This window comes from Tsukamurella pseudospumae, from assembly GCF_001575195.1.
GTDB classification, from domain to species: domain Bacteria; phylum Actinomycetota; class Actinomycetes; order Mycobacteriales; family Mycobacteriaceae; genus Tsukamurella; species Tsukamurella pseudospumae.
Genome location: NZ_LSRF01000001.1, coordinates 974940 through 987142, shown reverse-complemented (window position 1 = coordinate 987142; position 12203 = coordinate 974940). Strand labels below are relative to the sequence as shown.

Below are 12203 nucleotides of genomic sequence, written 5' to 3'. Positions count from 1 at the left end.
TCAGTCGATCTGGCCGATGGGCTGGCGCTTCTCCGCCTGGAAGGCGTCCTCTGCGCGGCCGCGGGCCCAGTAGCCCGAGATGGAGATCCGCTCACGCGGCACCTCCAGCTCACGCAGGACCTTGCGGATCGCCTTGATCGACTCGCGCTCGCCGTGCGCGAAGACCTGCGCGCTCGTCCGGTCCGCCGGCCAGTGTGCGACGGCGATCTGCCGCGCCAGGAACTCGGTGTCGGTCACGTCCGGATTGACCGCCCATCGCACGTCCACGCCCGCGGGCGGGCGCAGATCGACGCGGTCGTCGTCGGTCTCGACCTCGATGATCGCCGCGCCGCGGGCGTCGCCCGGCAGGGCCTCCAGCGCGGTGGTGATCGCCGGCACGGCCGACAGGTCGCCGGTGAGCAGGTGCCAGGCGGCGCCGTGGTCGGGGGAGTAGGCGCCGCCGGGTCCCATCAGGCGCATCGTGTCGCCGGGCTGCGCGCGCTGCGCCCACGGCCCGGCCAGCCCCTCGTCGCCGTGCACCACGAAGTCGATCGCGATCCGCCGCGCGGCGCGGTCGAAGGAGCGGACGGTGTACGTGCGGGTGGCGTCGCCGAACTGGAGCTTGACGTAGGAGTCGGTGGCTGCCAGGCCGGGCAGGTCCGGGTCGCCGAAGGTCGCGAGGGACTCGCCCTCCGCGGTCACGCGGACGAGGTGACGCCCGATGGGTTCGGTGCGCACGACCGTCAGCTCGTGGACGGGGCGCTGGCGGCGGGAGGGTGCGGTGCGGTTATCGGTTTCAGTATTAGTCACGTCTCCACCGTACGCCTCGATTCTTAGGGTGTCCTAATTCGACGGTGCGCCGACGGCGCGGACCACACCCTCGACGGGGCGTCGCGCGACTACGATCGTTGACCATGACGGCACGTGCTGCGAGTGGCAAGGATCTGCGCAAGACGGTCTTCCGAGCGTCGCAGGCGGTGTTCACCCCGGACGGTCGCGATCCGGTCGCGATCATCAGGGAGCAGAACAGCACGCGGATCCAGGAACTGGTCCCGGTGCGGATCGCGCGGATGCTGCACTCGCCCTTCGCCTTCTACCGCGGCGGCGCCGCGCTCATGGCGCACGACCTCTCCGATCAGCCGAACACCAGGGTCACCGTGATGAGCTGCGGCGATGCGCACATCGCCAACTTCGGCCTGTTCGCCTCGCCGGAGCGGAGGCAACTGTTCGACGTCAACGACTTCGACGAGGCGGGCAACGCACCGTGGGAGTGGGACGTCAAGCGCCTCGCGGCCAGCGTCATGATCTCGGCGCGCGACAACGGGCAGACCGAGGCGCAGGGACACGACGCGGTCGTGGGCGCGGTCGGCGCCTACCGTGCGACGCTCACCCGGATGACGGCGATGACCGCGCTCGACCGCTATTACGCGTCGGTCGACGTCGACGAGCTCACCGCCCGAGCGGCGGGCGACAAGCCCCTCAAGGAGCTCATCGAGCAGACGGCGAAGAAGGCCCGTAAGCGCACCTCGGCCCGCATGGTGGAGAAGATCACGGCCACCCGGGAGGACGGCGAGCCGCACATCGTCGCCGACCCTCCCACGCTGGTCCCCGCTCCGGCCAAGCTCGTCGAGGGCTTCGACGGCGTCTTCGGCCGCTACCTCGACACCCTGCGCCCCGACGCGGCCGCGCTACTCGGCCAGTTCCGGGTGCTCGACTGGGCGCTGCGGGTGGTCGGCGTGGGCAGCGTCGGTACCCGCTGCTTCATCGTGCTCCTCGGCCGGGACACCGCGGACGGCACCACGGAAACGCTCTTTCTGCAGGTCAAGGAGGCGAGTCAGTCGGTCCTGCAGACCTACGGCAAGCTCGGCCCCGCAGTGATGCCGCCCCGGGCACCGTCGAGCGGGGCCCAGGCCTGGCGCGTCGTTGCCGGACAGCAGACGCTGCAGGCCCAGTCCGACTCCTTCCTCGGCTACACGCCCACCATCAGCGGGTACGACTTCTACTGGCGCCAATTCCGCGACATGAAGGGTTCGATCGCGCCGGAGCTGCTCACCGTCGACCAGTTCGCGCAGTACGGCCGGGCGTGCGCGGTGGTGCTCGCGCGGGCGCACGCGCAGTCGCCCGGCGCGGCGTCGGCCTCGGCCTATCTCGGCAAGTCCACGGAGTTCGACGAGGCCATCGCTCGGTTCGCCGGCACCTACGCCGATCAGAACGAGAAGGACTACGCCGCAGTCAGAGCCGCGGTGAAGGCCGGCGTCCTCCCGTGCGCCGAGGACGGCGTCTGACACTCTTAGCGCGACCTTGACGGCGCCGGACCTTCCGCCCGTGCCACGGCCCGCGTAGACCGGTAGTCGTGACTCTGATGGAGGTTCTGCCCTCACTCGCCCGCGCCGGCATCGCCCGGTCCTTCGACCCCACGATCTGGCCGGACGGCACCGCGATGGACGGCGACGAGGTACTCATCGCCGGCATCCCGGCGTCCCTGCTGGCCGGCGGCGGACCGTCGGGCCACCCCGTGGCGGTCGTGCGGATCGCGCGCCTGGTGCGCTCCGGCCCCGTCGTCCTGTGCGAGATCGACGGTGCCGTCCCCGCGCACGCCGAGCTCGCCGATGTCGCGTGGCCGGGGGCGAGGCTCGCCGGGGCGCGGATGCGCCAACTGCTGGTCCGCGGGTGCGACGGTGCTCGGCTCGCCGCCCGCGTCGAGGTGCCGGTCGACGTGCCGGTCGATGCGCTGATCGCGCTCGCGCTGCGGATGCCGCACGGCGTCAGGACGCCAGGTCTTCGCGCAGGGTGCGTGCAATGCGATGGCGATGCCGGCCGCGAGAGTTGGACCGAGGGGAAGTTCAACGATCCGAGGAGAAACGATGACCGCCGCTACCGCGACACCGGAGTACACCGAAGCCTGGAACGACTGGCATGAGCAGCGTGAGCGCGAGCTCGCGGCGTCGAACGGCTGGCTGTCGATCACACGGCTCGAGCGACTCGGCTCGGAACCGGAACGGTTCGACGGGATCCCGGGCCGGTGGCACCACGATGGGGTCGCCGCGTACGTGACCGCGGGGCCCGGCGACGACATCGCGGTTCGGGGCACCCGCCGATTCGAATCGGGCCCTGTCGCCGCCGGTGAGCTCGTGGCCGCCGGCGCCGTCGAGATCGAGGTCGCGCACCGTGGCCACGGGTACCTGATCCGCGTGCACGACCCGAGCGCCTCGACGGTGCGCGACTTCCGCGGGGTGCCCGCGTTCGCCCCCGACCCCGCGTGGGTGCTGACCGGCCGGTTCGAGCCCTACGCCGCGCCGCGGTCCATCACGGTCGGGGCGGTCGCCGAGGGGCTCGAGCACGTGTACCTCGCCCCGGGCGAGATCGTGGTCGAGCGCGACGGGTCCGAGCACCGCCTGGTCGCCTTCAACGGCAAAGCCGGCGGGCTGCAGGTGCTGTTCACCGACGAAACCTCGGGGTGTCGACCTACGCCGCGAACCGCAGCGTGTCGGTCCCGCTGGACGCCGGGACTCTCGTCCGGGGCGGACCCGTGACCGTCGATCTGAACCGCGCGGTGAACCTGCCGTGCGCGTTCATCGACTTCGCGACGTGCCCGCTTCCGCCCGCCGGGAACCGGCTGCCCTTCGCTGTGACGGCGGGGGAGAAGATCCCCCACGAGCGGCGCTGACCGGCCGGCCCGGGCGGTCGATTACGCTCGGGGCGTGGACAATTTCCGCGATGTGGCAGGGCTGGACGGATACGCGGCCGAGGGTGGGCGCATGCGGCGAGGGGTGCTCTACCGCTCCAACGCCCTCGACGCGACGTCGATCGACGCCGAGCGGCTCGCGGCGGCGGGCCTGACGGGCGTGTTCGACCTGCGGATGACGGTCGAGGTCACGCCGAAGCCCGATGTGGTGCCCGACGGTGCGCGGTACGTCCGGTTCAACGTGATCGGCGACGAGGTCGAGCTCGGTGCCCTGGATCCGAGGTCGCTCAAGGACGCCGACGGTGCTCGGGGCTTGCTCACCGACGTCTACCGGATGTTCGTCACCGAGGACAATGCGCGCGCCCAGTTCGCCGGCCTGGTGCGGGCGATCGCGGGCGATCCCGGTGCGCAGGTCTTCCACTGCAGCGCGGGTAAGGACCGGACGGGCTGGGCCGCGGCGATCGCGCAGCGTCTGGTCGGGGTGTCCGCGGACGACGTGATGGCCGATTACCTGCTCACGAACGAGTACTCGGCTGCGACGATCGACAAGATCGCCGCGGGCGCCGCCGCCGAGCGCGGCGCGGCGGTGGGCGAGGCCGCGCGGGTGCTGGCCGGTGTGTTCCCCGAGGCGCTCGAGGCGGCCTTCGCCGAGGCGGACGCGCAGTACGGCGGGTTCGAGGGCTACGTGCGCGACGGCCTGGGCCTGAACGACGGCATCGTCGAGCGGCTGCGCGCGAAGTTGGTGGCCTAGCCCGTCTTCGTGCCCCGGGTGGAGAACCGGCCGTCGTCCTGCTTGAAGCCGACGGAGTCGATGGAGCACTCGAGGCCACCGTCGCGGATCGATGTGCAGGAAGCGCCGTGCACGGACAGCCGTGCCCCCTCGGGCAGCGTGCGGGGGCGGTCCTGTGAGGTCATCCGGTCCAGATAGTGCCAGCCACGGCCGGTGATCTCGATCGCCTCGGGCCGCACGCTGCGCCCCTTGACGGTGATCCGGGTGCCGGCGGGGGCTGATATTCCGCACCGCACGGTGGTGGGATCGGCGGAGACGGTGCACATGCGCTTGCCGCCGTCGTAGCGGTACACGAAGGCGTAGTCGCCGCCGTCGGTGCGGTACCGGTCGGCGTCGACGGCGGGTTCCGCGAGCGCGGGCGTCGCGACGGCGACGGACCCCACGACGGCCGCCAGCACGAGTAGTCCACGCCTCATGCGGTCGACTGTAGCGCGGATTCACCGACCGTCGGGGGTGCAGTACTGGCGATTTCTTGTCCGAGAGACGCATGGGGTACTCTCTGACAGCACGCAAGAGCGGGCCACGGGCTGTGGCGCAGCTTGGTAGCGCACCTGACTGGGGGTCAGGTGGTCGCAGGTTCAAATCCTGTCAGCCCGACCAAGAAGTCCCGAGACACAAGGTGTCTCGGGACTTTTTGCGTTCCCCGGGTCGATGGAATCGGTCGGTGATCCGTATCGTTGCTCCGGATATGGGCGATGACGCGCACAAGCACGCACACTGGGTCTACGCGCATCCGCGGGCGGAATCGCTGAACTCGGCGCTGCGGGATGCCGGCGTCGAGCGGCTGCGGCGGGACGGCTGGACCGTCGACGTCGCGGACCTCTACGCCGAGCGTTTCGATCCGATCCTCGTCGAGGAAGGTAGTGCCGACGTCCGTGCCGCTCAGCGACGTCTTGTCGCCGCCGACCTCGTTGTGCTGCAGTTCCCGCTCTGGTGGTACGGGCCGCCGGCGATGCTCAAGGGGTGGATCGACCGGGTCTTCGAGCGCGGGTTCGCCTACGACGTGCCCGATCCCAGCACGGGGAGGAACCGCAAGTACGGCGACGGCGGCCTCGCCGGGCGCCGGGCTCTGGCCGTGGTCACCGCCGGCGACAGGCCCGGCTCCATCTCGCCGCGCGGGATCAGCGGCGACGTCGAGGACGTCTTCTGGCCGCTGCTGCACGGCACCTTCTGGTACTCGGGTATGGAAGTCCTGGAGCCGCATCTGGTCACGAACGTGCACGGCATCGACGCCGACGGTGTCCGGCGGCTCGGCGACGATCTGGCGGAACGGCTCGGCGCCGTCGGGACCGAGGATCCGATACCGTACTTGCCCATGACCGACGAGTACTACGACCACTCGATCGCTCTGCGCCCGCACGTCTCGCCGGGGCTGACCGGTGGAGCCGCCCATCGTCGTCGGCGGGCGTGATGGCGCAGCTGAGCGCGGTGACGAAGATGGGAGTCCAGTGCGTGAGAAAGGGCTGATCCCCCGGGGCACGCCCGCGTCGCGGGCGGTCACCGAACGGACGCAGGTGGTCATGGAGCTCACCTCGGAGCTCAACAGCCTCCGGCACAGCGACATCGAGGCGCGGCGGGAGTTGCTCAGCCGGATACTCGGGCGTCCCGCGCCCGCGACGCTCACCCTGTACCCGCCGTTCTACTGCGACCACGGGCTCGGCCTGGAGTTCGGCGAGCGCGTCTTCGTGAACCAGAACTGCTCGTTCTACGACATCGGCGGTATCCGCATCGGCGACCGCACCATGATCGGCCCCGGCGTCACGCTGACGACGGCCGGGCACCCGGTCGACCCTGCCGGCAGGTTCGACGGGATCACGACCGCACCGATCGACATCGGGCCGAACGTCTGGATCGGCGCGAACTCGACGGTGGTGCCGGGGGTGCGGATCGGTGAGGGATCCGTCGTGGCTGCGGGCGCGCTCGTGACGAGGGACGTTCCGGCCAACTGCGTCGTCAGCAGCGCCGGTCACATCGAACGCCGGGCGCTGGCGCCCGCCGAGTCCCCTCCGGTGTGGACCGGGCACCGTCGAGAACCACGCAGGTGATTCCGTCCTGAGGGACGTACGTCCGGGGGGAGCTTCATCATGGCCGGCTCAGGCGGCAGCCCCTCGCCTCGCCTCCTTCGCCGTCCGCCCGGATGCCGAGGTCGGCATTCTCGCGGTACCCGTGATCGTCGTGCCTCAGGGGGCTCGTGGTCGTGACGGGGCGGTTCGGGGCCGCCCTCCCGAGCGCCGGGACACCCTGCCGGGCACAATGACCGCATGAGTCTTTCCGACAAGGTCACCGAGATGGGCGCGTGGGGACTGGAGAACGGGCACCGCGCCCTGCTCGCCGTCACCGGCGGGCGGTTCCCGAAGCGCGTGCTGGGCATGCAGACGCTGGAGCTGCACACGATCGGCCGCACGTCCGGGCAGCGTCGCTCGACGATGCTCACGGCTCCGCTGTACTCGCCGGACCGGGTCGTGGTCGTGGCGTCCAAGGGCGGGCACTCCGATAACCCCGACTGGTTCAAGAACCTGGCCGCGAACCCGGAGGTCGAGATCACCGTCGACGAGGTGACCACGCCCTGGACGGCGAAGGCCGCCACGACGGAGGAGAAGGCGGCACTGTGGCCGCAGATCGTCAAGGCCTACAGCGGCTACGAGGGTTATCAGAAGCGCACCGATCGCGACATTCCCGTCGTGATCTGCACGCCGCGCTGAGGTGATCGCTGCCCGGCGACCGGCACCGAACGAGCGGTATTGATCATCGCAAATCGGGGTGTTACCGTCCGTATATGACTGATCTGAATGCTCGCTTCAAGACCGCGACGATCGCTGGCTCGGCGGGCCTCGCCCTCGCGCTCACGGTGGGCGCGACGGCCGGCACGCTGCTCGCTCCCGCGGCCTCGGCGGCGCCGGGCTGTGCGGCGAGCACCGCGCAGCTCGTCACCGTGCCCTCCCGCGCGGCGACGGAGCCGATCGTTCAGGTGCCCAAGCCCGCCGGATGGGAGCGCTTCGACACCGCCGGCCGGGACGTTCGGCTCGCCCTCGTCAACCGTTCGCTCATCGCTGATGAGTTCGCGCCAGTCGCCGTCGTCACCGTCGACAAGAGCGACAACGCGAACGCGAAGGCGGCGGTCGACCGTGAGGTCGGGGCGATCCGCTCCTCCTTCGGGGCGAAGTCGGTGCGCACCGGTACCGTGTGCGGTTTCCCCAGTGCCACTGTCGATTACGACTTCACCAGCAGTGCGGAGCCGAAGCCGCACCCTGCGACCCTCGTCGCGGTCGGCGTCCCCTCGCGCGGGGGCGTGCACACCGTGACCCTGACCCTGATGACCTCGCGCGGCGACGCACCCGCGTACCGTGCCGCACGGAGCACGATGGTGTCCGGCCTGCAGATCCAGGCGCGCTGATCAGGCGCCGAACGCCGGATCCCGCCCGATGAAGGCCATGAGGGCGGTCGCCTCGTCGGTGCCGTCCGGTACCGGGATCGGCGCGCCGAACTGACCCGACTGCTGCAGCATCGGGCCCATCGCCTCGAGGCCGTCGTGCAGGGTCTTCGCGAACGCGGGGTCCAGGTCGGGGATGATCCCGTTGGAGCGGGCCAGATCCCACGTGTGCATGAACACGTCCGCGGTGTAGAACTGGTCGATCAGCCCGTCGACCGGCTTGTCGCCGAACATCTGCGTGCTCACGATCCGCGATGCGTCCGGCGCGTCGAGCAGGGCCTGCACCGCCTCCGTCAGCTGACCGAAGGCCGCGGCGGGCTCCGCTGCGTCGGACGGCGCGCCCGGCAGCTCCACGCCGGTCATCGCGAGGAAGCCGGGAAGCCACTCGACGAGGTGGCCCACGACCTCGCGCGCCCTCCACTCGGGGACGGGCGTCTGTGCATCCCAGTCAGTGATCGCGTCGGCGACGCCGGCGAAGGTCGCAGCGACGGCGCGGTGCCGTTCGGCGGGGGACAGGGTGCTGAGTTCGGTCATGGCGTCACTGTCGCACGCCCCACCCACACGCGCGTGGCCTAGCGTGAGATCCGTGACCGAACATCTGAGCATCCCCACCGCCGCGGGCTCCTTCGACGCCATCGCCGCCGGGCCCGAGGACGGCCGTCCCGTGCTCCTGCTGCACGGATTCCCCGAGGCGTCGATCGAATGGCGTCATCAGGTGGCGGTGTTGGGGGAGCGTGGATTCCGCGCCGTCGCGCCCGACCAGCGCGGCTACTCGCCAGGAGTGCGGCCCGAGCGTCCCGCGGAGTACGGCATCACCTCCCTCATCGAGGACGTGATCGCGATCGCCGACGCGCTGGGCTGGGCACGGTTCGACCTGGTGGGCCACGACTGGGGCGGCGCCGTCGCCTGGTGGACCGCTGCCGAGCATCCGGACCGGTTGCGGTCGCTCACCGTCGTCTCGACGCCGCATCCGGCCGCGCTGGCGGTGGCCATGCGGACCGACGAGGACCAGGCGAACCGGTCGCGGTACATGACCGAGTGGCGCAACACGCCCGCGACGGAGAAGGCCATGCTGGCCGACGATGCCCGCGCGCTCCGGCAGGTGTTCGGGCGCGACGTGCCCCGCGACGCCGTCGACGAGTACGTGCAGCGCCTGCAGGAACCGGGCGCGATGACGGCCGCGCTCAACTGGTACCGGGCAGGGCGCCCGCCCGCGGCGATCGGCGCCGTCGAGACCCCCGCGCTCTACGTCTGGTCCACCGAAGACGCGGCGTTCGGCGACGTCGCTGCGTTCGGGACGCGCGAGCACTGCACCGGGCCGTACCGGTTCGAGATGCTCGAGGACGTCTCGCACTGGGCGCCCGAGCAGGCGCCCGAGGCCATCACGACGCTGATCCTCGAGCACCTCGACGCGACGTGACCGCGGGCGGGCCCGGATCGAGCAGTTCCGCGAGGTGCGAGCCCGGCCCCGACAGCCCGAGCTGCGTCACCTGCATGGCGCAGGAGAAGCCGTCGGTGACGACGGCGGCACCGTCGGGCGCGCCGCGCAGGGCCGGGGCGAGGGCCTGCTCCGCCACCTGCATGCTGACGGCGAAGTGCTCGCGTTCGAACCCGAAGTTGCCTGCGACGCCGCAGCATCCGGTCGCGTCGCGCGGCACGGTGCCCGCGGCGGCGAGCACCCGGCGATGGGCACCGGCGCCGAAGACGGCGTACTCGTGGCAGTGCGTCTGCAGTACCACCTCGTCCGGCAGCGGCACCGCGGGCGCGGGGCGCCAGCCCGCGCGCAGCATCGCATCGGCGTAGGAGGCGACGGTGTGCACCCGCGCGGCGACCCGGCGTGCGCGGTCGGTGGGAACGAGCTCCGGCAGGTCCATCCGCAGCGCGGCGGCGCAACTCGGCTCGACGACGACGATCGGGTCGTCGGTGCCGTCGTCGAGCGCGTCCGCCGCGCGGCGGAGGAGCGTGCGCGCGGTGCCCAGCTGGCCGGTGGAGATCCAGGTCAGGCCGCAGCACGCGGCGGCGGTGCAATCCACGCGCCGGCCCGCATCCGCGAGCACGCGGGCGGTGGCTCCCGCGGCAGCGGGACGCAGGCCCCGGGTGAAGGTGTCGACGAACAGGACCACGCGTGGACCGTCGGGCGGTACGGGCCGGGCGGAGAGCGCGTCACGCACCGCGCGCCGCCACTCCCGGCGGGAGGCGAACCGCGGCAACAGCCGGTCCGGGGCGACGCCGCCGAGGCTGCGCGCGACACGGGCGAGGGGCGTGCGCAGCGCCGCGTTCGCCACGGGTGCGACGAATCCGGTCATCTTCAGCCACAACGGAAGCCGACCCATCGAGTAGTGCGAGAGTGGCCGCAGCCGGCCCTCGTAGTAGTGGGAGAGGAACTCCGACTTGTAGGTCGCCATGTCGACGCCGGTCGGGCAGTCGGTCGAACACGCCTTGCAGGACAGGCACAGATCCAGGGCCTCGCGCGCCTCTTCCGACCGCCAGCCCCGGTCGACCGACGGTGCGCCGCGCACCATCTCCTGCAACACCCGCGCGCGCCCGCGGGTGGAGTCGGTCTCGTCGCCGGTGGCCCGGTAGCTGGGGCACATCACCCCGCCCACGTCCGAGCGGCACTTGCCGACGCCGATGCACCGCTGCAGGCTCGCCGCCCAGGGGTCGGACAGGGCGAACCGGGTGGGCCAGGCGCGGTCCGGCACGCCCGCCAACGCGAGATCCGCGTCGACCGGCGCCGGATCGGTGATCGACGAGGGATTGAGCAGGCCGGTGGGGTCGAAGATCCGGCGGAAGGCGGTGAACGCGGCGAGCATCGCCGGCGAGTACATGACCGGGAGGAACTCGGACCTGGCGCGACCGTCGCCGTGCTCGCCGGACAGCGAACCGCCGTGCTGGACGACGAGTTCCGCGGCCGCGGCGGTGAATCGCCGGAACACGGACAGGCCCGCCTCCGAACGCAGGTCGTAGGTGATGCGGATGTGCATGCAACCCGCGCCGAAGTGCCCGTACATCACGCCGTCGAGGCCGTGCTCGGCGAGCAGATCGCGGAAGTCGGCGAGGTAGTCGGCGAGCCGCTCGGGGGCCACCGCGGAGTCCTCCCACCCCGGCCACGACTCCCGCCCGGACGCCAGGCGCGAGGACAGCCCGGCTCCCTCCTCCCGGACGCGCCAGAGCGACGCACGCTCGGCCGGGTCAGGCACGGTGCGGCCGTCCACCAGCCGTCCTGCGGCGCTCAGCTCGACGAGAAGGTCCTGTGCCCGTCCGGCGACGGTGTCCGGGTCGTCGCCGTCGAGATCCACGTACAGCCAGGCGGCGCCCTCGGGCAGAGCCGCCACGGAGTCGGCGCCGCGGCGGGCGCGCATCGTCGTGACGATGGCGTCGTCGACGCCCTCCACCGCGGCGGGGGAGAAGGCGAGAACGGTCTCGATGTCGCGTGCCGCCTCGACGACGTCCCGGTAGCCCAGGCACACCAGCAGCGCGCTCGCCGGGCGCGGCACGAGGCGGACCCGGGCGCGGACGACGATCGCACAGGTGCCCTCCGAGCCGACCAGGGCGCGGGCGACGTCGAACCCGCGCTCCGGCAGCAGGTGGTCGAGGTGGTACCCGGACACCTGGCGCGGGATCGTGCTGAGCTCCAGCCGGAACCGCGCGCGGTTCTCGGCGGCGAGGGCCCGGAGTCGACCGTTCAGCTCCTCGGTGCGCGTCGCGGTGTGCGCGTCGGACGGGTCGGTCGCGCGCAGGCCGCCCGGGCCGGCGGTGAGGCGCGCACCGTCGGCGGTGACGAGGTCGAGCTCGAGCACGTGATCGGACATCCGGCCGTACCGCACTGAGTGATTGCCGCAGGCGTCGTTGCCGGCCGCGCCGCCCACCGTCGCCCGGGTCCGCGACGAGGGGTCCGGGGCGAAGGTCATCGCGCCCCCGGTCCGCTCCTCGACGGTGCGGGTCAGGACGGAGAGCACGACGCCGGGATCGACGTCGGCGATGCCGGTCGCCGCGTCGATCGTGTGGATGCGCGTCATGTGTCGGGAGAAGTCGAGCACGAGACCCGGGCCGATCGCGTTGCCCGCCATCGATGTTCCGCCGCCCCGCCCGATGACGGGGACCCGGAGCTCCGCGCACGCGCGGACCGCAGCGACGACGTCGTCGACGGTGCGCGGGAACGCGACCGCCACGGGCTCGACCCGGTAGTTGGACGCGTCGTACGCGTACTGCGCGCGGCGCAGCGCCGAGGTCTCGACGGCGATTCCCGACCCGGCGAGGCGGTGGGCGAGCTCCGCTCCGGCGGGGTCGGTGGCGGTGGATCGTGTCTCGGCCATACC

12 protein-coding genes, 1 tRNA gene and 1 pseudogene are annotated in these 12203 nt (G+C 71.9%); 10 read left to right on the top strand and 4 right to left on the bottom strand.

Features of this window, described 5'->3' with window-relative positions; all coding sequences use genetic code 11:
• Positions 1 to 789 carry a siderophore-interacting protein gene (locus AXK60_RS04635; RefSeq protein WP_068569834.1) on the bottom strand — a complete coding sequence of 263 codons (789 nt, stop codon included), beginning with the start codon at positions 787 to 789 and terminating at the stop codon, positions 1 to 3.
• Between the two features lie 104 nt (positions 790 to 893).
• On the opposite strand from AXK60_RS04635, the gene AXK60_RS04630 reads away from it, so the two are divergent.
• The 4 genes and pseudogenes from AXK60_RS04630 (at position 894) to AXK60_RS04615 (ending at position 4415) form a co-directional block, all read left to right on the top strand.
• Positions 894 to 2264, top strand: a complete 1371-nt coding sequence (locus AXK60_RS04630) for a DUF2252 domain-containing protein (RefSeq protein WP_068569833.1) — start codon at positions 894 to 896, stop codon at positions 2262 to 2264.
• A 68-nt stretch (positions 2265 to 2332) separates the two neighbouring features.
• Positions 2333 to 2899: a hypothetical protein gene (locus tag AXK60_RS04625; protein ID WP_139057733.1), complete on the top strand. Its 567-nt coding sequence runs from the start codon at positions 2333 to 2335 to the stop codon at positions 2897 to 2899.
• Positions 2784 to 3646: pseudogene (locus tag AXK60_RS04620) on the top strand (DUF1684 domain-containing protein). The gene AXK60_RS04625 and the pseudogene AXK60_RS04620 overlap by 116 nt, the downstream one beginning before the upstream one ends.
• 34 nt (positions 3647 to 3680) lie before the next feature.
• On the top strand, positions 3681 to 4415 hold the full coding sequence (locus tag AXK60_RS04615) for a tyrosine-protein phosphatase (protein ID WP_068569831.1): 735 nt from the start codon (positions 3681 to 3683) through the stop codon (positions 4413 to 4415).
• Here the strand turns inward: AXK60_RS04615 and AXK60_RS04610 are convergent.
• Positions 4412 to 4870, bottom strand: a complete 459-nt coding sequence (locus tag AXK60_RS04610) for a hypothetical protein (protein ID WP_139057732.1) — start codon at positions 4868 to 4870, stop codon at positions 4412 to 4414. The two genes, AXK60_RS04615 and AXK60_RS04610, sit on opposite strands and share 4 nt — an antisense overlap.
• 107 nt (positions 4871 to 4977) lie before the next feature.
• Between AXK60_RS04610 and AXK60_RS04605 the strand changes: the two genes are divergently transcribed.
• The 5 genes from AXK60_RS04605 (at position 4978) to AXK60_RS04585 (ending at position 7848) form a co-directional block, all read left to right on the top strand.
• Positions 4978 to 5054 (top strand) — tRNA-Pro (locus tag AXK60_RS04605).
• A 64-nt stretch (positions 5055 to 5118) separates the two neighbouring features.
• Positions 5119 to 5865 carry an NAD(P)H-dependent oxidoreductase gene (locus AXK60_RS04600; protein WP_139057731.1) on the top strand — a complete coding sequence of 249 codons (747 nt, stop codon included), beginning with the start codon at positions 5119 to 5121 and terminating at the stop codon, positions 5863 to 5865.
• A gap of 37 nt (positions 5866 to 5902) precedes the next feature.
• Positions 5903 to 6499, top strand: a complete 597-nt coding sequence (locus tag AXK60_RS27775) for a sugar O-acetyltransferase (RefSeq protein WP_068569828.1) — start codon at positions 5903 to 5905, stop codon at positions 6497 to 6499.
• A 216-nt stretch (positions 6500 to 6715) separates the two neighbouring features.
• Complete coding sequence (locus tag AXK60_RS04590) at positions 6716 to 7156, top strand: nitroreductase/quinone reductase family protein (RefSeq protein WP_068569827.1); 441 nt, start codon at positions 6716 to 6718, stop codon at positions 7154 to 7156.
• Between the two features lie 74 nt (positions 7157 to 7230).
• Positions 7231 to 7848, top strand: a complete 618-nt coding sequence (locus tag AXK60_RS04585; protein WP_068569826.1) for a hypothetical protein — start codon at positions 7231 to 7233, stop codon at positions 7846 to 7848.
• Here AXK60_RS04585 and AXK60_RS04580 read toward each other — a convergent pair whose 3' ends face one another.
• Complete coding sequence (locus AXK60_RS04580) at positions 7849 to 8418, bottom strand: maleylpyruvate isomerase N-terminal domain-containing protein (RefSeq protein WP_068569825.1); 570 nt, start codon at positions 8416 to 8418, stop codon at positions 7849 to 7851. It lies immediately after the preceding gene.
• A 52-nt stretch (positions 8419 to 8470) separates the two neighbouring features.
• On the opposite strand from AXK60_RS04580, the gene AXK60_RS04575 reads away from it, so the two are divergent.
• The gene (locus AXK60_RS04575; protein WP_068569824.1) at positions 8471 to 9304 is read left to right on the top strand and encodes an alpha/beta fold hydrolase; all 834 of its coding nucleotides are present in this window, start codon (positions 8471 to 8473) and stop codon (positions 9302 to 9304) included.
• Here the strand turns inward: AXK60_RS04575 and AXK60_RS04570 are convergent.
• Positions 9267 to 12200 carry an FAD-binding and (Fe-S)-binding domain-containing protein gene (locus AXK60_RS04570; protein WP_068569823.1) on the bottom strand — a complete coding sequence of 978 codons (2934 nt, stop codon included), beginning with the start codon at positions 12198 to 12200 and terminating at the stop codon, positions 9267 to 9269. The genes AXK60_RS04575 and AXK60_RS04570 overlap by 38 nt on opposite strands.
• Positions 12201 to 12203: the final 3 nt, after the last annotated feature.

Excerpts from the sequence above, each read along its gene's own strand:
- AXK60_RS04590 (WP_068569827.1), top strand. The coding sequence starts at position 6,716 with ATGAGTCTTTCCGACAAGGTCACCGAGATGGGCGCGTGGGGACTGGAG.
- AXK60_RS04610 (WP_139057732.1), bottom strand. The coding sequence starts at position 4,870 with ATGAGGCGTGGACTACTCGTGCTGGCGGCCGTCGTGGGGTCCGTCGCC.
- AXK60_RS04585 (WP_068569826.1), top strand. The coding sequence starts at position 7,231 with ATGACTGATCTGAATGCTCGCTTCAAGACCGCGACGATCGCTGGCTCG.
- AXK60_RS04570 (WP_068569823.1), bottom strand. The coding sequence starts at position 12,200 with ATGGCCGAGACACGATCCACCGCCACCGACCCCGCCGGAGCGGAGCTC.
- AXK60_RS04580 (WP_068569825.1), bottom strand. The coding sequence starts at position 8,418 with ATGACCGAACTCAGCACCCTGTCCCCCGCCGAACGGCACCGCGCCGTC.
- AXK60_RS04630 (WP_068569833.1), top strand. The coding sequence starts at position 894 with ATGACGGCACGTGCTGCGAGTGGCAAGGATCTGCGCAAGACGGTCTTC.